This window comes from Pseudomonas lopnurensis (assembly GCF_015070855.1).
GTDB classification, from domain to species: domain Bacteria; phylum Pseudomonadota; class Gammaproteobacteria; order Pseudomonadales; family Pseudomonadaceae; genus Stutzerimonas; species Stutzerimonas lopnurensis.
Genome location: NZ_JADDIX010000077.1, coordinates 120,789 through 142,218, shown reverse-complemented (window position 1 = coordinate 142,218; position 21,430 = coordinate 120,789). Strand labels below are relative to the sequence as shown.

At 66.6% G+C, this 21,430-nt stretch carries 22 protein-coding genes; 9 read left to right on the top strand and 13 right to left on the bottom strand.

Annotation, left to right across the window (positions count from 1 at the left end):
• Positions 1-3: 3 nt before the first annotated feature.
• Both folM and IN820_RS15800 read right to left on the bottom strand, forming a co-directional pair.
• On the bottom strand, positions 4-708 hold the full coding sequence (gene folM, locus IN820_RS15805) for a dihydromonapterin reductase (protein ID WP_193681877.1): 705 nt from the start codon (positions 706-708) through the stop codon (positions 4-6).
• Between the two features lie 220 nt (positions 709-928).
• Positions 929-1,555 carry a PilZ domain-containing protein gene (locus IN820_RS15800; RefSeq protein WP_193681876.1) on the bottom strand — a complete coding sequence of 209 codons (627 nt, stop codon included), beginning with the start codon at positions 1,553-1,555 and terminating at the stop codon, positions 929-931.
• A 227-nt stretch (positions 1,556-1,782) separates the two neighbouring features.
• Between IN820_RS15800 and IN820_RS15795 the strand changes: the two genes are divergently transcribed.
• Entirely contained in the window at positions 1,783-2,235 is a 453-nt protein-coding gene (locus IN820_RS15795) for a flavodoxin (protein WP_193681875.1), read from the top strand.
• A 231-nt stretch (positions 2,236-2,466) separates the two neighbouring features.
• Here the strand turns inward: IN820_RS15795 and IN820_RS15790 are convergent, their stop codons facing one another.
• Genes IN820_RS15790 through olsB form a run of 3 tightly spaced genes read right to left on the bottom strand, consistent with a single transcriptional unit; the run spans position 2,467 to position 4,608 of the window.
• On the bottom strand, positions 2,467-3,039 hold the full coding sequence (locus tag IN820_RS15790; RefSeq protein WP_193681874.1) for an acyl carrier protein phosphodiesterase: 573 nt from the start codon (positions 3,037-3,039) through the stop codon (positions 2,467-2,469).
• Between the two features lie 48 nt (positions 3,040-3,087).
• Positions 3,088-3,861, bottom strand: coding sequence for a lysophospholipid acyltransferase family protein (locus IN820_RS15785; RefSeq protein ID WP_193681873.1), 774 nt, complete (start codon positions 3,859-3,861; stop codon positions 3,088-3,090).
• Positions 3,862-4,608 carry an L-ornithine N(alpha)-acyltransferase gene (olsB, locus tag IN820_RS15780; protein WP_193681872.1) on the bottom strand — a complete coding sequence of 249 codons (747 nt, stop codon included), beginning with the start codon at positions 4,606-4,608 and terminating at the stop codon, positions 3,862-3,864.
• 568 nt (positions 4,609-5,176) lie between these two features.
• Here olsB and IN820_RS15775 point away from each other — a divergent pair.
• From IN820_RS15775 to IN820_RS15765, 3 genes are all read left to right on the top strand, one after another.
• The gene (locus tag IN820_RS15775) at positions 5,177-6,334 is read left to right on the top strand and encodes a phospholipase D-like domain-containing protein (protein ID WP_193682099.1); all 1,158 of its coding nucleotides are present in this window, start codon (positions 5,177-5,179) and stop codon (positions 6,332-6,334) included.
• Positions 6,335-6,430: 96 nt separating this feature from the next.
• Positions 6,431-7,015, top strand: coding sequence for a DJ-1/PfpI family protein (locus IN820_RS15770; RefSeq protein WP_193682098.1), 585 nt, complete (start codon positions 6,431-6,433; stop codon positions 7,013-7,015).
• A gap of 121 nt (positions 7,016-7,136) precedes the next feature.
• Positions 7,137-7,358 carry a VF530 family protein gene (locus IN820_RS15765; RefSeq protein WP_193681871.1) on the top strand — a complete coding sequence of 74 codons (222 nt, stop codon included), beginning with the start codon at positions 7,137-7,139 and terminating at the stop codon, positions 7,356-7,358.
• Between the two features lie 68 nt (positions 7,359-7,426).
• Here the strand turns inward: IN820_RS15765 and IN820_RS15760 are convergent, their stop codons facing one another.
• Positions 7,427-8,950, bottom strand: a complete 1,524-nt coding sequence (locus IN820_RS15760; protein ID WP_193681870.1) for a fumarate hydratase — start codon at positions 8,948-8,950, stop codon at positions 7,427-7,429.
• 197 nt (positions 8,951-9,147) lie between these two features.
• Here IN820_RS15760 and IN820_RS15755 point away from each other — a divergent pair, with 197 nt between their 5' ends.
• Together IN820_RS15755 and IN820_RS15750 are read left to right on the top strand one after the other, a co-directional pair.
• Entirely contained in the window at positions 9,148-10,284 is a 1,137-nt protein-coding gene (locus IN820_RS15755; protein WP_193681869.1) for a GGDEF domain-containing protein, read from the top strand.
• Between the two features lie 275 nt (positions 10,285-10,559).
• On the top strand, positions 10,560-11,510 hold the full coding sequence (locus IN820_RS15750) for an iron-sulfur-binding ferredoxin reductase (protein WP_193681868.1): 951 nt from the start codon (positions 10,560-10,562) through the stop codon (positions 11,508-11,510).
• A 130-nt stretch (positions 11,511-11,640) separates the two neighbouring features.
• Here the strand turns inward: IN820_RS15750 and pyk are convergent, their stop codons facing one another.
• Positions 11,641-13,089, bottom strand: coding sequence for a pyruvate kinase (pyk, locus tag IN820_RS15745; protein ID WP_193681867.1), 1,449 nt, complete (start codon positions 13,087-13,089; stop codon positions 11,641-11,643).
• A gap of 149 nt (positions 13,090-13,238) precedes the next feature.
• Between pyk and IN820_RS15740 the strand changes: the two genes are divergently transcribed.
• Genes IN820_RS15740 through IN820_RS15730 form a run of 3 tightly spaced genes read left to right on the top strand, consistent with a single transcriptional unit; the run spans position 13,239 to position 14,565 of the window.
• On the top strand, positions 13,239-13,619 hold the full coding sequence (locus tag IN820_RS15740) for a tetratricopeptide repeat protein (RefSeq protein WP_193681866.1): 381 nt from the start codon (positions 13,239-13,241) through the stop codon (positions 13,617-13,619).
• Between the two features lie 49 nt (positions 13,620-13,668).
• Positions 13,669-14,091, top strand: coding sequence for a DUF4124 domain-containing protein (locus tag IN820_RS15735; RefSeq protein WP_193681865.1), 423 nt, complete (start codon positions 13,669-13,671; stop codon positions 14,089-14,091).
• Between the two features lie 39 nt (positions 14,092-14,130).
• Positions 14,131-14,565, top strand: a complete 435-nt coding sequence (locus IN820_RS15730) for a PilZ domain-containing protein (protein WP_193681864.1) — start codon at positions 14,131-14,133, stop codon at positions 14,563-14,565.
• 7 nt (positions 14,566-14,572) lie between these two features.
• Here IN820_RS15730 and IN820_RS15725 read toward each other — a convergent pair whose 3' ends face one another.
• The 6 genes from IN820_RS15725 to IN820_RS15700 are packed head-to-tail and all read right to left on the bottom strand — an operon-like array spanning position 14,573 to position 21,333.
• Positions 14,573-15,898 (bottom strand): DUF58 domain-containing protein, encoded by a 1,326-nt coding sequence (locus IN820_RS15725; protein WP_193681863.1) that lies wholly within the window; start codon positions 15,896-15,898, stop codon positions 14,573-14,575.
• Positions 15,899-15,932: 34 nt separating this feature from the next.
• Positions 15,933-16,943: an AAA family ATPase gene (locus tag IN820_RS15720; protein ID WP_193681862.1), complete on the bottom strand. Its 1,011-nt coding sequence runs from the start codon at positions 16,941-16,943 to the stop codon at positions 15,933-15,935.
• On the bottom strand, positions 16,940-18,112 hold the full coding sequence (locus tag IN820_RS15715; protein ID WP_193681861.1) for a DUF4350 domain-containing protein: 1,173 nt from the start codon (positions 18,110-18,112) through the stop codon (positions 16,940-16,942). Before IN820_RS15715 ends, IN820_RS15720 begins: the two co-directional genes overlap by 4 nt.
• Positions 18,109-19,662: a DUF4129 domain-containing protein gene (locus tag IN820_RS15710; RefSeq protein WP_193681860.1), complete on the bottom strand. Its 1,554-nt coding sequence runs from the start codon at positions 19,660-19,662 to the stop codon at positions 18,109-18,111. The genes IN820_RS15715 and IN820_RS15710 overlap by 4 nt, the downstream gene beginning before the upstream one ends.
• Complete coding sequence (locus tag IN820_RS15705) at positions 19,649-20,629, bottom strand: stage II sporulation protein M (protein WP_193681859.1); 981 nt, start codon at positions 20,627-20,629, stop codon at positions 19,649-19,651. Before IN820_RS15705 ends, IN820_RS15710 begins: the two co-directional genes overlap by 14 nt.
• Positions 20,626-21,333, bottom strand: a complete 708-nt coding sequence (locus IN820_RS15700; protein ID WP_193681858.1) for an RDD family protein — start codon at positions 21,331-21,333, stop codon at positions 20,626-20,628. The genes IN820_RS15705 and IN820_RS15700 overlap by 4 nt, the downstream gene beginning before the upstream one ends.
• Positions 21,334-21,430 lie beyond the last annotated feature (97 nt).

Sequence of the window (21,430 nt, the reverse complement as noted above, 5' to 3'; positions counted from 1 at the left end):
CGTTCAGATCAGGTGGCGGCCGCCGTTCACGGTCAGTGTGGTGCCGGTGACGTAAGGATTGTCGAACAGGTAGCGCAGGCTTTGGTAGATCACCTCGGCGCCGGGTTCGATGCCCAGCGCCGACTTGGCCAATGCCTTGCTGCGGTAGGCGGCATCGTCGTCCGGGTTGAACTGGATCAGCGCCGGGGCGATGCCGTTGACCTTGATCGCCGGCGCCAGGCTGGCGGCGAAGGACAGGGTCAGGTTGTCCAGGCCGGCCTTGCTCGCGGCATAGGCGATGTGCTTGCTGCTGCCCTTGCGGGTGACATCGTCGCCGATATGGACGATATCCGCCGGGCCGCCGTGGCGCAGCAGGTCGGCGCAATGCAGGTTGATCAGGTAGGGCGCCAGCATGTGCACCTGGAACAGCTGGCGAAAGGCCTCGGCTTCCTGCCCCGGGGCGTCGGAGCGCCATTCCGAGGCGTTGTGAACGATCGCCCGCAGTTGCCCGGTCCGCTCCTTGAGTGCCGCGATGAAGGCCATGATGCCGGCCTCGTCGGCGAAGTCGGCCTGCAGGACGATGGCTCCGCGCTCGCGCAGGCGGGCGACGCCGTCACGCTCGCGGCGGTAGCTGACGATTACCGTGTGGCCGTCGTCCAGCAGGCGTTCGGCGCAATGCAGTCCGATCCGCTGGCCGGCTCCGGTGATGAGGATCGGGGCCTGGGTCATGGGCTTTTGTCGTTTGTGAATGGGCGGCGAGCGCTAGCAGGCCGTTGAAAACTGCCTGCGTTGCCATCGCGGCGTTAAAAACAGGCTCGGGCGCGAGTCCGATCAGAATGCTCATTTACAACTCGTAAACTGCGTTTTTCGCCTGTTTGATTCGCTGGCGCTGGCTGCCTCGCCTACGTTTTCAACGGCCTGCTACGCTTCGCGCCGCGGACCCGACAGCTTACACCAGATCGACGGGCAACTCAGGCTGCAGTTCCGGGTGCAGCCGCTGGTGTTGTCGATAGAGGAACGAGCGGATGCGTTCGGCGTCCTTTTCCTGCCTGAATTCGACTTCATAGGCGGCCAGGCCGTCGTCCAGCTCGCGGACCCGATGGGCGTCGATTTCCAAGGGCGTGTCGTCCGGCAGGGCCAGGCGCAGGTGGAAGTGCTTGGGCGGCTTGCGGCGCTTGCCGGCATCCACCAGCACGCCGTGTGAGGACAGTTCATGCACGCTGAGCGAGCTCTTGCCGCCGTCGGTTTCCAGCAGGGGCAGCGGCTGCTCCAGATGCAGGCGCCAGGCGCGGGTCACCGGCCCGCGCTCGTAGATCGCCGGCGGCGCGAGCTGAAGGTCCAGGCTGTGCAGTTCGTCTTCCTTGAGCTGCAGGGGGAAGGTCATGCGGAAATCATCGAACTCGGCCTGTAGCGAGAGCTCGGCGTGGGCGGCCAGTTGCATCAGCAGCTCGTTGGACTGCGGACCGCCATCGAGGCGAAAACCCGTCGCGCGTTCGGCAGTGCCGTTGCCATTGCGCTGCATCAGCTTGTTGATGAAGGTGAGCTCGTCTTTGCTCAGGATCGTCTGGTCCGCCATGCGGATACCCTCGGAAGGACGGTGCCCTTCATTGGTAGCGCTGCGGCCGGTTGGCTGCAGGGGGCTGTCGGCGCTGTGACCGGCTGCCGAGCGTTTAGTTCCGCCGCGCCGGGGGCGCCGCCGAACGACGCGGGGGGCGGTCACCGTCGGGCCGGCCGCTCGTCCGGGCGCCGAGGGGCGGCGATTGCGGCATAATGTGCGGCTTTGATCCGCCTCGGAGCCGCACCATGAAAGTCGCCATTCTTTCCGGCACCGTCTACGGCACCGCCGAAGACGTCGCCCGTCACGCCGAAAGCAAGCTCAAGGCCGCCGGTTTCGATGCCTGGCATGATCCCCGCGCAGCGTTGCCGCAGATCCTCGAGTTCGCGCCCGAGGCGCTGCTGGTCGTGACCTCGACCACTGGCATGGGCGAGCTGCCGGACAACTTCATACCCCTGTACTCGGCCATCCGTGACCGGTTCCCGGCCTGGAGCGGACTGCCCGGCGGCGTCATCGCCCTCGGCGACGCCAGCTACGGCGACACCTTCTGCGGGGGCGGCGAACTGATTCGTGAACTGTTCGCCGAACTCGGCGTGCGTGAAGTGCAGGAGATGCTGCGCCTGGACGCCAGCGAAACGGTCACCCCGGAAAGCGACGCCGAGCCCTGGCTGGACGCCTTCGCCACGGCCCTGCGCGGCTGAGCGGGAACGCACGCTTGTTGGAGCCAGCCTGCTGGCGACGCTGTTCGTGAGCGCCGATCGCCGGCAAGGACTCGGCGTCCCCCCGGGCTCCTACGGGCGCGGTGTGCACATGCGGCTTTCTCGGGGCTGCACCTGTTTGCTGCCCGACAGCGCTGCATCGAAGACGCGCAGGCGCCTCCTACGGTCGCCGACATTTAGCGGTGGATTTCGACAGGCCCCACGGGGGCCGCGTTACGCCGCGTCGCTGGCGAACCGCTGCAGCTGCGGATAGAAAAGACGGAAATCATCGAGGAGCGGCGCGTACAGCCGCTCCAGCTCCACCAGGCCGCCCGCCAGGCCCTCCGGACGGGAAAGGCGGCGGCTCATGTTGCTCAGCACCCTGTCCAGCACCGCGAAGTCGCGGTAGCTGCCCAGCCAGTCCTGGGCGGCCATGCGCGGCGCGATCACGGCGAGCTTGCCGGGCAGTTCGGGTTCGTTCGCGAGTACCCGGTAGGCTCGCTGGGTGAACCGATCCAGCGGCTCGGGGGAATAGTCCGACCAGTTGGCCGCCAGGCAGTGATCGAAGAACAGATCCAGCAGGATGCCGGCATAGCGCCGCCGCTGCGCGGCAAAGCGCGCCTTGGCCTGCAGCACCAGCGGATGGCTGTCGGTAAATGCGTCGATTTGCCGGTGCAAGCGAATGCCGGCCTCGATATCGGCAGGCCAGCGGCCTTGCAGCGGCCCTTTGACGAAATCGCCGTAGAGGCTGCCAAGCATGTCGGCGGGGCGTGGGCCGCCCAGGTGGAGGTGTGCGAGATAGTTCATGCGTCGAGCTTAACCCAGCAGCCGGGTTCAGGCGCCTCTGCTGCGGAATCAGGCGGCGGCTTTTTCGGGTTCGTGCCGGTCGGCGAACAGCGCGCCCTCGATCGCACGATGCGCCTGCTCGGCAAGGGCGTTGCGGCCAGGCGCCGTAAGGTGGATGGGGGGCAACAGGCGAATTTCCACCTGTGCCACTTCGCTGGCCAGTAGCTTTCGCAGATGCGACGGCAATTCGTCGTCTCCAACGAAGGGTGCGACGGGGTCTATCTCGCCGTTGCGCAGATAGCGAATGGCGACGGGCTGGACCGCACAACCGGCCTCTATCACGCAGGCGAACAAGCGCGCATGGAATCTGCGCAGCCGGGTGCCGTCGGTCGAGGTGCCTTCCGGGAAGATCAGCAGGTGCCGACCCTGTTCGAGGTGCATCGCCAGTTCCCGGTTGATCTGCGGCGCATCGCCCGCGCCGCGGCGGATAAAGAGCGTACCGGCCTGTTGGGCGAGCCAGCCGAGCGCGGGCCAGGCGCGAACCTCGTATTTGGCGAGGAACGAGATCGGCAGCAGCATCCCCAGCAACGGGATGTCGCACCAGGAAACATGGTTGGCGACCCAGAGCATCGGTTGCGACGGCCGTTCGCCGATGACGCGTACACGAAAGGGCAGGGCATCGGCCAGGCGGGCCAGGAGCCAGCGGGTCAGCCGTTGTTTGCGCAACGGCGAAGCCCGCACCCCGCAATATGCGCCGAGGCCAAGGCCGGCGGCCAGCAGCAACCCCAGCAGGACCACTGCGGCGACGCGCAGCAGGCGCCCGTAAAGGCGTAGCCGCGCCATCTATACCGCGGCCTTGAAGTGGCGGGCGTAGCGCGGGCAAAGCTCCTCGCGCTTGAGCAGGATGAAGACGTCCGCCACCTGGAAGTCGGGGTCCCAGCAGGGCTCGCCGCAAATCTTCGCGCCGAGGCGCATGTAGGCCTTGAGCAGGGGCGGCAACTGGGCGGTGACGTTATCCGCGAGTTCCAGCTCGGGCAGGGGCATCCTGGGCTCCGCGTGCAGCAGCTCGGTACTCAGGTGCGCCTCGCGCAGGCGATGCATGATCGCCCGGGCCTGGATGCCGCCGTCGCGCATCGGGATGCTGGCGCAGCCCATCAGGTAGCGATAGCCGCCCTGGTTGAGCACCTCCGCCAGCTCGCTCCAGAGCACCGCGATGGTGGCGCCATTGCGGTAGGCCGGATCGACGCAGGTGCGGCCGATCTCCAGCACCGGCGCGTCGAGCTCGGCCAGCCCGTGCAGGGCGAATTCCTCTTCGCTGTAGAAGCGGCCCAGCCGGCGCGCGGTGAGGTGATCCAGCAGGCGGGTGGTGGCGACCAGTTCGCCGGTCATGAGGTCGCGTACGCCGATATGGCGGCAGTGAATGTCGAAATCGTCCATATCCAGGCCCAGCTCCGCGCCCTGCAGGCGGGCATCGAATTCACCGCTGAATACCCGATAGCGCAGGGCCTGGGCTTCGCGCAGGGCCTGTTCGCCATCCAGGCGTTCGGCTTGCAGTTGACGCGTGCTGCGTGGATCGGCAATAGCATTCATGCTCTGTCTCCTGTTCCGCCGTGGCAGTGGCGGGTTGGCAAATGCAACGCGAGCACCTGGTTGTTATGGTTGCGCCCGGTTATCTGGTTGCCGGCTCAGGCTAGGGGCGAGGCATGTCGCCGCTGTGACGAATCGATGATGCTTGAATGACTGTCCCGCCCGATCCGCGGGTCGATGGGGAGGAACGCGCAGGGACTGGGTGCGCCCGCCGGACCGGCCTGGATGCCATTGCGGCAAACGCCAGCGGCTGGGGAACTCTGCCCGGCGGCGCTGACCTATATCGGACGGCTCCCAGGTCTGGTCCGAGGCGCTGGCGTCCCACTTTGCGGTTCGGGGTAGGGCAGCCTGGATGGTCGAAGTGGGTCGCGAGTGCCCGGTCGCCTTGTCTTGCCGAGGAGACTGGGTAAGCTACCTCCGATCATCCACGTCGCCTTCGCTGGCGAGCCGGGCGGGCGATGCCAGGGTCCCGCTGCGGCTCGGGATGCCAACGGAAAAAGGATTTCTCATTGCGCTGTCTAGCTGAACCTTCGCTTCGCTGTTCGTCGTACGCCATGGGTGTCGCCCGATGATGCTGGCCGGGGCCGTATTTCCCTGGCGCAGCGAAAACCGCTTTCGGCTGCTCATCGACGGCCCGCAGTTCTTTCCGTCCATGCTCGAGGCCATCGGGCGGGCCGAGCGGCGTGTCGATCTCGAACTCTATCTGGTAGAGGACGGGCAGTGTCTCGATCGCTTGCTCGAGTCCTTGCTGCAAGCCGCCGCGCGCGGCGTGCGGGTGCGCTGCCTGTTCGACGGATTCGGCTGCCTGAAGATGAGCCAGGCCAACCGCGAGCGGATGGCCGAGGGGGGAATCGAACTGCGCCTGTACAACCCGCTGTCGCTACGGCTCAGGTTGCGCAACCTGCACCGCGATCATCGCAAGATCCTGCTGGTCGATGGCTGCACGGGATATGTCGGCGGGGCGGGCGCGACCGACGAATTCTGGAATCCCGGTAAAGCCGACGGGCACTGGCACGAAGCGATGGTCGAGATGTCCGGTCCGCTGCTGCAGGACTGGCAGGCCCTGTTCGACAGCCAGTGGGTGCACTGCCTCAAGCGGCGCATCTGGCAGTTGCCATTGCCACAGCGGGCGCCGCGCATTCCGCTGCTGCCCGCGGGCACCGGCCTGGGTCGTGTCGCCTACGCCGCGGCACGCCAGCATCGCGACATTCTGCACAGCCTGCTGCGCAATCTGCGCTACGCGCAAAAGCGCATCTGGCTGGCGACGCCTTACTTTCTACCCACCGGCAAGGTACGCCGGGCGCTGATCCGCGCGGCGCGGCGCGGCGTGGAGGTGCGCCTGCTGCTGACCAGCCGCAATACCGACCATCCACCGGTACGCTATGCCGGGCAGCGTTTCTACCCGCGGCTGTTGCGCGCCGGCGTGCGCATTCACGAATATCAGCCACACTTCTCCCACCTGAAAATGGTGCTGGTGGACGATTGGGTCAGCATCGGCTCGTGCAACTTCGACCACTGGAATCTACGCTGGAATCTCGAAGCGAATCTCGAAGCGATCGATGCTTCCTTGAGTGCGCAGGTGCGGCAGAGTTTCGAGCGGGACTTCGAGCAGAGCGTCGAGATCGATCTGCAGCGGTGGTATGCACGGCCGCTCCATCTGCGGCTGTATCAGCGCATGTGGGGCTGGCTCGACCGGCTGCTAGTGAACATTTTCAATCGTGGTGGCTAGAAGTCGTCTCCGGTTCGTTCGCGGTGTGCGGCGAAACGGGCGCGGCCTTGAAGCCATCGCGCCCGGAGCGATGCTCCACAGTCGAGAAGGAGAGCGATCATGGCGGCGAAGAATATTCTGATGCTGGTCGGCGACTACGCCGAAGACTACGAGACCATGGTGCCATTCCAGGCGCTGCAGATGGTTGGCCATCGCGTGCATGCGGTGTGCCCCGAGAAGAAGGCCGGCGACACCGTGCGCACGGCGATCCACGATTTCGAGGGCGACCAGACCTACAGCGAGAAGCCGGGGCACAATTTCGCGCTGAACTTCGACTTCGCCGCGGTGCGCGCCGAGGACTACGACGCGCTGGTGATCCCCGGCGGCCGCGCGCCGGAATATCTGCGCCTGAACGAGCAGGTGCTGGCGCTGGTCCGTGCCTTCGACGAGGCGAACAAGCCGATCGCCGCGGTCTGCCATGGTGCGCAACTGCTCGCGGCCGCCGGCGTCTTGAAAGGGCGCGCATGCAGTGCCTATCCGGCCTGCGCCCCGGAGGTGAAGCTGGCCGGTGGCGACTATGTGGATATCGCGGTGGACCAGGCGCATACCGACGGCAATCTGGTCAGCGCCCCGGCGTGGCCGGCGCATCCGGCCTGGCTCGCTGCCTTTGTGCAGGTGCTAGGTACGCGTATCACCCTGTAAGATGCCGCTGCGCTCGTCAGCTTCGATGCCTGGCAATGTAGGAGCCGGCNATCCCGTACGGCCATCGCCGGCAAGCCGACTCCTACGAAAGCACTTATCTACACATTTCAGCCGGAGCACCATGACCCAGGCAAAAGATCCTCTGCACGGCATCACATTGGCTGCCATGCTGACCGAATTACAAGCTCACTATGGCTGGGAAGGGTTGGCTGAGCGAATCGACATTCGTTGCTTCAAGAGCGAGCCGAGCATCAAATCGAGCCTGACCTTCCTGCGCCGCACGCCCTGGGCGCGGGAAAAGGTCGAGACGCTGTTCGTCAGGCTGCGCGACGGTCGAGGCTGAAGCGCCGGGCCAGAAAGCGGAAAGCCCGGCGCAAGGCCGGGCTTTCCGTTTTCAGCACGAGGAGGCGATCACTGCACTTCCACGGCCAGGCTCTCGGCGATCTTCTGCTGCCAGATCGCAGGTCCCGTGATGTGCACCGACTCGCCCTTGGTGTCTACGGCTACGGTGACCGGCATGTCCTTCACTTCGAACTCGTAGATCGCTTCCATGCCCAGTTCGGCAAAGGCCAGTACCTTGGACTTCTTGATCGCCTGGGCGACCAGGTAGGCGGCGCCGCCGACGGCCATCAGGTAGACCGCCTTGTTGTCCTTGATCGCGTCGATGGCGATCGGGCCGCGCTCGGACTTGCCGATCATGCCCAAGAGGCCTGTGCTTTCGAGGATCTGCCGGGTGAACTTGTCCATCCGCGTCGCGGTGGTCGGGCCGGCCGGGCCCACCACTTCGTCACCGACCGGATCGACCGGGCCGACGTAGTAGATGAAGCGGCCCTTGAGGTCGACCGGCAGCTCTTCGCCCTTGTTCAGCATGTCGACCATGCGCTTGTGCGCGGCGTCGCGGCCGGTGAGCATCTTGCCGTTGAGCAGGACGGTTTCGCCCGGCTTCCAGCTCTGCACCTCTTCCGGGGTGATGCTGTCGAGGTCGACGCGACGCGCGCTCGGGCCGGCTTCCCAGACGATCTCCGGGTAGGCGTCCAGCGGCGGCGGTGTGAGCTCGGCAGGGCCGGAGCCGTCGAGCACGAAGTGGGCGTGACGGGTGGCGGCGCAGTTGGGGATCATGCACACCGGCAGCGAGGCGGCGTGGGTCGGGTAGTCCATGATCTTCACGTCGAGCACGGTGGTCAGGCCGCCGAGGCCCTGGGCGCCGATGCCCAGCTGGTTGACCTTGTCGAACAGCTCCAGGCGCAGTTCCTCGATGCGGTTCTGCGGGCCGCGGGCCTTGAGCTCGTGGATGTCGATCGGGTCCATCAACACTTCCTTGGCCATCACCGCGGCCTTCTCGGCGGTACCGCCGATGCCGATACCGAGCATGCCCGGCGGGCACCAGCCGGCGCCCATGGTCGGGACGGTCTTGAGTACCCAGTCGACGATGGAATCGGACGGGTTGAGCATGGCCATCTTCGACTTGTTCTCGGAACCGCCGCCCTTGGCCGCGACGTCCACTTCCACCTTGTCACCGGGAACGATGGAATAGTGGATGACGGCTGGCGTATTGTCCTTGGTGTTCTTGCGGGAACCTGCCGGGTCGGCCAGGATCGAAGCACGCAGGACGTTTTCCGGCAGGTTGTAGGCGCGGCGCACGCCCTCGTTGATCATGTCGTCCAGGCTCATGGTGGCGCCATCCCAGCGCACGTCCATACCGACCCGGACGAATACGGTGACGATGCCGGTGTCCTGGCAGATCGGGCGGTGACCAGTGGCGCACATGCGCGAGTTGATCAGAATCTGCGCCATGGAATCACGCGCGGCCGGAGATTCTTCACGCAGGTAGGCTTCGTGCATCGCCTGAATGAAATCGACGGGATGGTAGTAAGAAATGAACTGCAAAGCGTCGGCTACGCTTTGAATCAGGTCGTCTTGCTTGATCACGGTCATGCAGCGCGTCCTCATGGCGGGCGGGAAGTGGCGCGTCGAGCATGGCAGCCGGCGTGCCGCGGTAAAAAAATGCGCGGCAGTATAACGCGTCGGGCTGCCGGGTACACGGATGGACCAGGAGTGATGGGCATGCCGGCTAGGTTTTTGATTTGGGTAGGCGTAGAGTGCGGCAAATTGCCACAGTGGGATGGATCCCTATGAGTGCGATGCGTGACGAGACCGACCAGCGGGCTTTGCAGCAACTGGTCACGAAGCGGTTCGCGATGGCGGCGCTCACCTATGGCCTGGCTTTGCCGCTGACCTGGGTCGCCGTCGTCGGTGGATTCTACGAATCCTCGATCGCCAGCGCAGTGATCGGTTCCGCACTGATCGTGCTCAGCCAACTGGTGTTCTTCTGGATCTTTTACCGCGGCATCAACCTGCGCTGCAAAGACCCCAGCCTGACCGAACCCCAGGTGCTGGTGGCGCTGGTATGGCTGAGTTATTTCCTGTTCAACGTGGGCAGCGCGCGCGGCTCGTTGCTGGTGCTCTACGTACTGGTGCTGATGTTCGCCGTTTTCCTGCCGCCCAAGCGATTCATCCGCTACGCCGCCCTGGCGTTCCTCAGCTTCGTCGTCGTCAGCGCGCTGGATTACTTCCTGCAACGTTCGGTGGATCCGGCCTTCTTTCTGCTCGAGGCCAGCGTACTGCTGGTGACGCTCATCTGGATGTGTCTGTTCGTCGGCCATGTCTACCGTTTGCGACAGCGCATGCGCCAGCGACGTTTCGCCCTGCAGGCTCACCAGGAAACGCTGCGCGGCATGATGCGCCAGCTCGAGGACCTGGCGTCCACCGACGAGCTCACCGGGCTGTACAACCGGCGGCGCTTCCTGCGCATGGCCGAAGCCGAGCTGAGCCGCCTGCGCAAGGGCCATCAGTCGGGGCTGGCGCTGATCGATCTGGATCACTTCAAGCGGATCAACGACATTCACGGCCACGCCACCGGCGACCGCGTCCTGCAGACCTTCGCCGCCGTGGCGCGTTCCTGCCTGCGCGACGACGACGTGCTCGCCCGCTACGGTGGCGAGGAGTTCGTGCTGTTGCTGCCGAACACCGATGCCGAGCAGTTCAGTGCCTGCTGCGAGCGCCTGCGCGAGGCCTTCGCCAATGCGCGGCCGCTGGACGCCAGCATCGAGGCCGGGCACCTGAGCCTGTCGATCGGCTTGACGTTGCTCAATGCCGGCGACGATCTGGACGAATCGCTGCAACGGGCCGACGAGGCGCTCTACCGCGCCAAGCGCGGCGGGCGCAATCGCTGCGAGCCGGCCTGGAACCCTAGTGGCCTGTTTGGTTAATTCAGTTGGCCAATTTCGGCGCCTGAGGCCCCGATACGGCGTTGCCACTCCTGCCCATAGCCCCACTATGAGTCGTCGCGGCGCCTTGCCTCAGAGCCTCATGCATCCGAACTTGAGTCAACCAACCAACCGCACAGGCCACTAGTGGCCTGACTTTGAACTGATCGTCCGGTTTTTCTCCTCGCCATCGCTCCGCTATGACTCGTCACGGCACCTTGTCCGAGGGCAGAATCCACTCGCCAAATTTCTTGAACCTCTAACACGGGACGCTCGCAATGCCTGAACTGAGTTGCGCCGGGGCGAGCTGGACGGTGCAGGCCGGCGAGAATCTGCTCGATGCGCTGAATCGCGCCGGGCTGCGGGTGCCGTATAGCTGCCGTGCCGGTAGCTGTCATGCCTGCCTGGTGCGTTGCGTCAGCGGCGAGCCAGTGGATCTGCAACCCGAGGCGCTGAGCAGGGAACAACATGGTCGAGGCTGGCGCCTGGCCTGCCAGTGTCGAGTCGAACAGGACCTGCGTGTGGACGTCTTCGACCCGCGACGTGACGGCTTTGCGGCACGTGTCCAGGACCTGGCCTGGATGGCTGACGGGGTGCTGCGCCTGCGGCTGCTGCCGGAGCGCGCGTTGCGTTATCGCGCGGGGCAGCACGTGCTGCTCTGGAATGCCGAGGGCGACGCCCGGCCGTATTCGCTGGCCAGTTTGCCGGGCGAGGAGCCATGGCTGGAGTTCCACCTGGATTGCTCCCGGCCAGGGGCATTCTGCGATGCGGCACGGCGGTTGCGCACGGGCGACGGCCTGCGGCTTGGCGAGCTGCACGGTGGGGCGCTGCATTACGACCCGGACTGGTCCGAGCGGCCGTTGCTGCTGCTGGCCGCCGGCACGGGTATGGCGCCGCTCTGGAGCGTGCTGCGCGAGGCCCTGCGTCAGGGACATCGAGGGCCGATCAGGCTGCTGCATTTCGCCCGTGGCGACCACTATCTGGCCGGGCCGCTGACGGAACTGGCCAGCCGCTGCGAAAACCTGCAACTGGAATGGGTGGGAGAGGATCAGCGGGCAGGCTGCCTGCAGGCGTTACACCCGGCATCGCGCCAGGCGATCGCCTTGATCTGCGGGCGTCCGGCATTCGTCGAAGCCTGCGCCAAGCGCCTGTTCATGGCGGGCCTGCCGCGTGGGCAGGTGTTCAGCGACGCCTTCGTCGAGCGGGAGGGGGCGGGCACGCCGCCTTAGGCGAGGGCCATAGGCGCGGGCATGCCCGCGATGCCTGTTCGCGCGCAGGGCTCACGTCTACAAGGTGCGTCGTCCATCGGGGCCTGGCGGCGCGTATCGTGCACCGCCGGACCGTTCCCGACGCGTTCGATTACTGATCGCCGACGCGCAGGATCTTCATCGTGTTGGTGCCGCCGGTACTGTCGTGGTAGCTGTCGCCCTTGGTCAGGATCACCCAGTCGCCGGGCTGCACCATGTTGCGCTTGAGCAGCTCTTCCACGGCGATCTGGCTGACCTTGTCCGCCGGCAGCGCGGCCGGGTCGAACGGCACCGTCTGCACGCCGCGGAACAGGGCGACGCGCGCCTGGGTCTCGCGGTGGGGCGAGAAGGCGAAGATCGGTACCGAGGAGCGGATACGCGACATGATCAGCGGTGTGTAGCCGCTTTCGGTCAGGGCGATGATCGCCTTGACGCCCGGGAAGTGGTTGGCGGTGTACATCGCCGCCAGCGCGGCGCTTTCGTCGCAGCGCTCGAAGCGCTGGCCGAGGCGGTGGCCGGACTTGGTGCTGGTCGGGTGCTTTTCGGCGCCGACGCAGACGCGCGCCATGGCCTTGATCGCTTCGACCGGGTACTCGCCGGCGGCGCTTTCGGCCGAGAGCATCACCGCATCGGTGTAGTCGAGCACGGCGTTGGCTACATCGGAGACTTCCGCGCGGGTCGGCATCGGGCTGTGGATCATCGACTCCATCATCTGGGTCGCGGTGATCACCACCTTGTTGTGGCGGCGCGAATGCAGAATGATCTTCTTCTGGATGCCGACCAGCTCGGCATCGCCGATTTCCACGCCGAGATCGCCACGGGCCACCATCACGCCGTCGCTGGCGCGGATCAGACCATCGAGCGCCTCGTCATCGGCGACCGCTTCGGCGCGTTCGATCTTGGCGATCAGCCAGGCGCTGGAGCCGGCTTCGTCGCGCAGCCGACGCGCCAGCTCCATGTCCGCCGCATCGCGCGGGAAGGAGACGGCCAGGTAGTCCAGTTGCAGGTCCGCGGCCAGCTTGATGTCGGCCTTGTCCTTGGCGGTGAGCGCCGGTGCGGTCAGGCCGCCGCCACGGCGGTTGATGCCCTTGTTGTCCGACAGCGGGCCGCCGATCAGCACGGTGCAGTGCAGTTCGTCGGCCGTGGCGGCATCGACGCGCATGACCACGCGGCCGTCATCCAGCAGCAGTTCGTCGCCGACGCTGCAATCCTTGACCAGGTCCGGGTAGTCGATGCCGACCACGTCCTGGGTGCCGGCGTCCCGCGGGTGGGTGACGGAGAAACGGAAGCTGTCGCCTTCCTTCAGTTCGATGCGCTTGCTGGCGAATTTGGCGATGCGGATCTTCGGCCCCTGCAGGTCGCCGAGCAGCGCGACGAAGCGGCCGTGGCGGGCGGCGATTTCGCGCACCAGCTCGGCCCGCGCACGGTGTTCGTCCGGGGTGCCATGGGAGAAGTTGAGCCGAGCGACGTCCAGCCCGGCGATGATCATTTTCTCCAGCACGTCGGGCGAGCTGCTGGCTGGGCCCAGGGTTGCGACGATCTTGGTGCGACGCGGAATCATTACTTGCTCCTTTTTCTGGCTGTGCCCGAGGCTACTATGCTCGTCCGCTGTAGTCATCGCCCGGAGGCCACTACCCTTTCCAGTGGTGTGACAAAACTGTCTGCAGAATTCCCCTCAGCGGTCGATACAGGGGGCATCCGGAGGATCCCATGCGCACCCTGACCCTAGTATTTCTGACGTTTCTCACCGTCGGCTGCAGCAGCCGGCACGCTCTCGACCGTCACCTGGATGCCGCCTATCAGCAGTACGAGGCGGACAACTGCGAGCGGGTCATGCTGTCCCTTTCCCAGGCGGAGCGGCGCAGCAGGCCACACAGCCAGCTGCAGCCGGAGATCTCCCTGCTGCGCGGGCAGTGCCTGGAGCGCCAGGGCCTGTTCGTCGATGCCAGCGAGACCTATCGCTTCATCATCGAGCGTCATCCGGCCAGCGAATACGCCTACCGCGCCCGCGCACGGCTGGAGACCTTGCGACAGTTGGGGCACTATCAGCCGGACGCGCCGGGCGTGGTGAGCCTGCCGGCCAAGCGCTGAGCGCTTTCTGAGCACGGTTTCGTTCGGCATGACCTCCAGGAGGGAAATCATGCGTGCCCTGCTTGTGGTTTTCGCGCTGCTGCCGATGCTGGCATCGGCGCAGATCTATCGCTGGACCGACGCCCAGGGCCGCGTGCATTTCGCTCAGCGTCCGCCAGCTGGCGCCGAGCGGATCGAGGTGCGCCCGCAGGTGATGGAGCGCGACGCGTCGACCCGCGAGCGCGAGGCTCGCAGCGAGCGTTTTTTCGAGGCGCGCCGGCAGGAGCAGCAGGCCGCCGACCGGCAGGCCAGCGAGCGGCATGCCAAGCGCGAGCAGGAGTGCCGGAGCCTGCGCAGCCGTCTCGCGCAGCTGAAGCAGGGTGGGCGTTTCTTTCGCAGCGATGCAGCCGCAGAACGTGTCTACTACAGTGAAAGCGAAATAGCGGCAGCTCGACAGCAACTGGCTACACATATTGACCAGGCGTGCAACTGAGCTGAACGGACTCGCAAAGCAGCCTAAAGGCTCATCGAAATGAACATGGCGAACCAGCGTCGTATCCAGCGGCACCAACTGCCGTACTATCTCAACGTCTTCAATCGGTTTACCGACAAACCGCTGGGTTTCATCGGCAACCTGTCCGCGGGTGGACTGATGTTGATCAGCCCGTATCCGATGATGCTCGGGGTGCGTTTCGAAATGCGTCTGAAAATCCCCGGACAGGTCGGCCAGGTGCGGCATGTGGACTTCAGCGCGCTCAGTCTGTGGTCGCGCGAGGATGTCACGCCCGGCAGTTTCGATACCGGCTTCTCGCTGATCGAACCACCGGGCGACATCAAGGAAATGATCGCGGCGCTGCATCACTATTTCAGTTTCCAGCCGATACAGCACCTCCCCGCGGTAACGGCGCCTTATCCCGGCGCGGCGCCGGACAGGTTCACCGACAAGGATTGTTGTCACGGCCTGTGAGCGGCGCTCAGAGCGTCCCGGATTTCTTCCAGGCCAGGTAGCGCCCCACCAGTTCGGGGCCCAATTCGCGCGGTCGTGCATCGAGTATCGGCACGCCGCTGGCGGCCAGGCGTCGGTGCAGCTCGTCGCGGGCGCTCAGGTAGTCCAGTGCGCCACAATAGCCGAGGGCATCGTCGAGGCTTTCCACCGGCTGCTGGCGCAACTGGTCCAGCACTTCTTCGCGCAGACTCACCAGCAGTACCCGATGCCGGCGGGAAAGGCGCGCAAGGGCTGCCTGCAGTTCGGCATCGTCCTCGTCACGCAGGTTGCTCAGCAGGATGACCAGTGCCCGGCGCTGCTGGCGACCGAGCAGCCGTTCGATCGCCGCCGCGTAGTCGGCGGGGCGCCGGGTGGTCTGCAGGTCGTACAGAGTGTTCAGCAGCACGCTCAGCTGCCGCTGGCCCTTGGCCGGCGCCAGGTAGCGCGGCGAGTCGCCGGCGAAGGTACAGAGTCCGACCGCATCGCCCTGGCGCAGCGCGGCGTAGGCGAGCAGCAGGCTGGCGTCGAGCGCATGGTCGAAATGCGCGAGCTCGCCGTCCTGGCTGCGCATGCGTCGGCCGCAGTCGAGCATCAGCAGGATCTGCTGGTCGCGTTCGTCCTGGTATTCGCGGGCGATGGGCATGTGCGCGCGGGACGTGGCCTTCCAGTCGATCTGCCGCAGGGTGTCGCCTTCACGGAATTCGCGCAGCTGATGGAATTCCAGCCCCAGCCCGCGGCGCGGCCGCTGGCGCACGCCGAGGCGGCTGAGCCAGTGGTCGACCGCCTGCAGGCCGGCGCCATGCAGCTGGGTGAAATCGGGGTAGACCCGGGTTTCGTCGCACAGCGCCTGCTGTCGCCGGCTGCGCCAGAGGCCCAGGGGGCTGGTCAGGCGGATCTCGCAGCGGGCGAAGGTGAAATGGCCGCGTCGGGTCGGCCGCAGGCGGTACGCGAATTCGCAGTGTTCGCCCGGTCGCAAACGGATGCGCTGCGGCAATTGCTCGAAGGCCATGCCGGCCGGCACGTGGTCGAAGATGTCCAGCTCCATGGGACGCGTATCGCCGTTGCGCGCGAGCAGTTGCACGTGGCTCCAGCGGCCCAATGGCAGGTTGCCGAAAAGACTGCGCTGCAGGCTCGGCGAAGGCAGCCGCTGCAGCCAGAGCACGTCGAGCAGCGCCAGCACGCCGAGGGCCAGCAGCAGCCCCCACCAGACGGGTTGCCAGCGGTCCGTCTGGCCGAGCGTGGCGAGCACGCCGAGCGGCAAGGCCAGTAGCAAGAGCGCGGCCAGCGCAACGATCAGGCGGGAGGACGGCGTCATCCGCGCGCCGCTCCGGTGGGCGTGCCTGCACTCGTCACAGGCGCGGCGCCGCGATCTGATCGAGCAGTTGCCGCAGCACCTGGTCGACCGACAACCCTTCGATATCCAGCTCCGGCGACAGCCGTACCCGATGTCGCAGCACCGAGAGCGCACAGGACTTGATGTCGTCCGGCGTGACGAATTCGCCGCCGCGCAGCAGCGCCCGGGCGCGCCCGCCGCGGACCAGGGCGATCGACGCCCGCGGCCCGGCGCCCAGCGCCAGGCCCGGCCAGTCGCGCGTGGCGCGCGCCAGCCGCACGGCGTAGTCCAGCACCTGCTCGTCCAGCGGCAGGTCGCTGGCGATCTTCTGCAGGGCCAGCACGTCCTTGGCCTGGATCAACTGGCGCAGGGCGCTGACGTCGAGCATGTCGGCGCGGGCCGAGCGGGTCACCTGGCGCACCAGCGCCAGTTCCTCGTCGGCCTGTGGATAGTCCATGCGCAGCATCAGCATGAAACGGTCGAGCTCGGCCTCCGGCAACGGATAGGTGCCTTCCTGTTCGATGGGGTTTTGCGTGGCCATCACCAGGAACGGCTGCGGCACCGGCAGGGCGCGCCCTTCGAGCGTGACCTGGCGCTCCTGCATGACTTCCAGCAGCGCCGCCTGGGTCTTGGCCGGCGCGCGGTTGATCTCGTCGGCCAGCAGCAGGTTGGTGAACACCGGCCCCTTGCGCAGCTTGAACTGCTCGCTCTGCAGGTCGTATACCGCGTGGCCGGTGACGTCGCTGGGCATCAGGTCGGGGGTGAACTGGATGCGCGAGAACTCCCCGGCAAAGCAGCGCGCCAGGGCACGTACCAGCAGTGTCTTGCCGAGTCCGGGCACGCCTTCGACCAGCACGTGGCCGCCGCCGATCAGCGCGACCAGCACGCCGTCGATGACTTCGTCCTGGCCGATCACGGCCTTGTGCAGTTCGTCGCGCAACGCCTGGGCCAGTTGGCTGGCGCGCTGGCGCTGGCTCGCCGGATTGCCGGTCGCCGCGGGGTTCGGTTCCGGGGTCTGTTCGCTCATAGGGCGTTCCTGAGGCTTTGCAGGTGGGCTACCTGGCGGGTGAATTCGGTGGCGGAGATGCGCCGTTGCGGCAAGGCTCTCATGGCCTGATCGATGCTCGCCGCCGGCAGGCGGGCGAGCTGGGCGAGTATCCGCAGCTGCGCATCGGCCGGCAGTTGTTCGAAGCCGGGATGGCGATGGCTGGCGCGGTGCCGGATGTCCTGCTGCAGGCGCTGCAGCAGGCCGCGCTGGCCGCCATGGCGCAGGAGGAATTCCGCCGAGCCGCGCAGGTGTTCCTGCAACTGGCGTCGCGCCGGGCTGGCGGGTTCCTGCAGGGGGCCGAGGCGCTGCCCGACATGCCAGATCGCGAGCAGAATCAACAGGCCCAGCGCGGTCAGCGCTTCCGGGAAATAGGCCCGCAGCAGTTCGAACAACCCTTGCTGTTCGCTGCGGTGCACCAGGGTCACGACGCTGTCCTGGGTCAGGTACCAGAGCAGCCAGGCATGGTCGTAGGCACCGATGTGCGGGTTCTGCCAGATCCAGGCGTCGGTCAGTGCGGTGATCAGGCCGTCGCCGTGCCGCAGTTGCAGCATGTGGGTGGCGCCGGCGCTGTTCGCCCAGGCATGGGCGCGGTTGCCGGCGTCGTAGAGGTGAAAGGCGGTATCGAAGGCCAGATAGGCCGGCGCGCTTTCATTCTCCAGGTAGAGCCTGGTCAGTTGCGGATGCTGCTCGGCCGACGCCGCTGTCGCCCCGGCGGCCCCGCGATCCAGCTCATCGGTCATGTACTGCTGCAGGTTCAGGCGATCGAGCAACAGGTCGCCGCTCTTGCCGGCCTGTTCGTCCCACAGTCGCTCGGCGACGAACACCAGATGGCCACCCGCGGCGGCCCATTGCAGCAGTCGATCGCTCTGGCGCGGTGTCAGCTGGCGGCGATCGCCGAGCAGCAGCAGGGTCTGGCCATGGCCAGGCAGCGCTTGCAGCCCGGCGACGCCTTCATGGTGGGTCACCTGCAGGCCGAGCCCGCGCAGAAACAACTCCGCGGCCAGGTAGGGGTTGGCCCGTGCCTCCGGCGCGGGGCCCTGTTCGATGGTCTCCTCGTAGGGCTCGAGCTTGCCGAGCAGCCAGATGGCCAGGCCCGCGAGCAGCAGAACGCCGAGGGCCGCGAGCAGCTGCGAACGATGCCGAGTCACGCGCGACCCTCCTGTGCGAACAGCGCGCGCCAGCCGGCGCATAGCTCGTCGCGCGTCGCCGCGGGCGCGTTCCGGTGGCCGTAGGCCTGGTCCTGCCAATGGCGGGTCAGCGTTTGTGCGAAGCGGCTGAGCTCGGCACGTTCGAGCTGGCGCACCAGCTGCAGGATTTCCCCCTCGGTATGCGCCGCCTTCAGCGGCAGTCGGAAATCATGCAGCAGCCGGCTGAGCAGCCCGCGGTAGAGCAGGCCGAGCGCTTCGCGCGGATGCTCCTGCCAGAGCCGCTCGGCCTCGGCGGCGATATCGGCGGGCAGGTGCTCGGGCGTGACGTCCAGGCCGAACAGCCGCTTCGGTAGTGGCGGTAGTTGACTGGCCGGCCGGCGCAGACGGACGCCGAAGGTTCGCAGCCATTCACGGTAGCGCCATAGCAGCAGGGCGATCACCAGTGCGAGTGCCGTCCACAGCAGTATTTCCAGCAGCTGCGCCAGCTTTTCCAGGCCTTGCCAGAGTTTGCCGCCCTGCAGCAGGGTTTCCAGCAGGCGCGCCAGCGCACCGGGCTGCTGTTCGTCGGTGGTGTCGCCGAAGCGCCAGCGGGTGACCGTCTCGCGCTGTTGAAACGGCGGCTGGTCCAGCAGCTCGCCGATGCGTTGGCGTGCCGCTTCGCCGGTCAGCGGCTGATTGCGCAAGCGCTCGGCCTCCGGTCCGGCCTGCGTTGCGTCTGGCGGTGGCGCGGGAGCCGCCCAGGCCGCCTTGTCCGCCGGCCACAGCAGCAGGCTGCAGGCGAGCAGCAGAATGGGCAATGCGCCCAGCAGGCGCTGGCGCAGACGGCGGAAAGCCAGTTCGATATCCCAGGCCTCCAGCTGGGTGCGCCGGTTGAGATAGAGGCTGAAGCCGCAGGCGACGTAGACCGGTTCCCAGACGATCAGCACCAGCGCATAGAGCAGGTTGGACAGGTGTTCCAGCCAGAGCCATTCGCTGCCGAGCCCGAGCAGATCTTGCCAGCTCCAGCTCTGCACCAGCTGCGCCGGCAGCAGGAAGTACAGCAAGCCGAGCAGGCCGAGCCAGAGTGCGCCTTCCAGATGCACGCCGACCACGGTCAGCCAACTGGCGGCGCGGCCGCTGCGCAGGCCGAGCGTCACCAGGCGCTCACGGCGCTTCGTGCCGCCGAGCCCTTCGAGCTGTTGCACCGGCAGGTCGAAACTGCGCGTGGTGCTCAGCCGGCGCCAGGTGAGGCTGGCCAACCACTGCGGGCGCAACAGGCCGGGCAGGGCCTTCAGACTTTCGCTAAAGGTGGGGATATCGCCGAACAGCGCTCGCGAGAGGATATGCAGCGGCAATCGTTCATAAAGTGGCTTGAGCCACCAGAACAGCAGCAGCGCCAGGCTCGGCTGCTCCCAGAGCAGCAGGCTGAGGGCGCCGAACACCGGCAGGGTGACGGCCGCCCAGCTCGCCATCAGCAGGCCGGCGTGGCGTCGGGCGAGCAGGGTGCCGAGATCCAGCGCCTCCCAGGCGCTGCGCGGGCGAATCGAGACGCTGGCGTCAGTCAGCTGCATGGCGACTCCGGCCGGCGAAAGCGAAATAGCTGGCTACCAGCAGCCAGAGCAACGCGCCGACGACATACTTGGTCGTCGGCGAGACCACCGTCATGGACGACCAGTACGCCTCGACGAAAGCTGCGATCAGCAGGAGCCCGATGGCGCCGCAGACCAGGCGGATGCCGAGCGCGGCGGCCTGGCGCAGTGCCGCGCCACGCGTCAGTCGCCCCGGCGCGACCAGCGCGCTGCCGAGCCTCAGGCCGGCCGCGCCGGCCAGGGTGATGGCCGTCAGTTCGAAGGCGCCGTGGCCGATGACGAACGACCAGAACGGCTGGTGATAGCCGATCTCAGTGAGATGACCGGCCACGGCACCGATCGTCAGGCCATTGAACAGGAGAAAGAACAGGCTGCCGAGGCCGAACAGCAGGCCGCTGGCGAAGGTCTGGAAGGCGATGCCGATGTTGTTCATCACGTAATAGCCGAACATCAGCCAATCGTCGCCGGAACCGCGTTCGGCGAAGCGGCCGAGGCGGCTGGCGTCCGGATCGTACATCCGCTCCATCTGCGCCACCTGGTCCGCTGGCAGCAGGCTGTAGACCAGCTCGGGAAAGGCATGGACCAGCATTCCCATGCTGATCAGGCTGCCATAGAACAGCAGGCTGGCGGCCAGCACATAGCGCCACTGGGCCCGTACCGAGCGGGCGAAACCGCCCAGGACGAAGCCCAGCAACCGCCCGAGCAACGGGCTGCGATGGCGATAGAACTGCTGATGGCCGCGCAGCGCCAGTTGCTGCAACTGTTCGATCAGGTGGCTGCTGTAGCCGCGCGCTTCGGACAGGGCCAGTTGCTGGCAGATCTGCCGATAGGCGGCCGGGAAGGCATCGGCCTGCATCGGGGGCGGTTTGCCGCGCTCGAGCGCATCCAGCTGGGCGGCGAAGGCGAGCCATGCGGGTTGATACCGGCGTTCGAAGGCGGCCTGTTTCATTGCGGCCCCAGCAGCCCGCGGGCGATGCCATGGATTCTGGTTTCGGCCTCCTCACGGGTGGTTCGCAGCGGCTCGGCGAGGATTGCAGCCAGCTCGAGGCGACGTTCGGCGGACAGGCTCGACTGGCGCTCGGCAAAGCCGATCAGCGCGCGCTGATCGTCCAGGGTGAGGCTGAACGGTGGCTGCTGGGCTTCGGCTGGTGGCAGTTCCGGGCGCGCCTGCGGCTTCTCCTGGTAGATCACCAGGGTGCCGGCGGCAAGGTCGCCCAGGCGTTTGAAGACCGGGTGGCCCAGGCAACTGAGCGCGCCGAGGAAATAGCCGAACGGCAGCATGTCGACGAAGCGCAGCAGGTTGCGGGTCAGCGACGAGGTCCAACCGACCGGTGTGCCATCGTCATGTACCACGCGCAGCCCCAGCCATTGCTTGCCCGGTGTACGGCCCTGGTTCAACACCTCGAACAGCACCATGTACCACCACTGCACGAGAAACAGCAGCAGGGCGGCGAGCCCCATGCCGAACGTGCCCAGCAGTCCGAGGCCGATGAACAGGGCGAGCAGGATCGCCGCGCGAATGACCAGGTCCAGGGTAAAGGCGAGGGCGCGCGGCACGAGCCCGGCCGGGCGCAGGAGCAGGTCGATGCCTTCTGGGGTTTCCACCCTGTGGCAGTTGTCCAGCGGTGGCTGGTGATCGAGAGCTGAGGGCAAGGGTGATGTCGTCTGGGTTCGAGCAAAGGCCGATGCTATGCGCCAACGGTGCCTGGAGCAATGCGCCGGGGCAAGCGTCGGCATGGCGGGTCGGCGT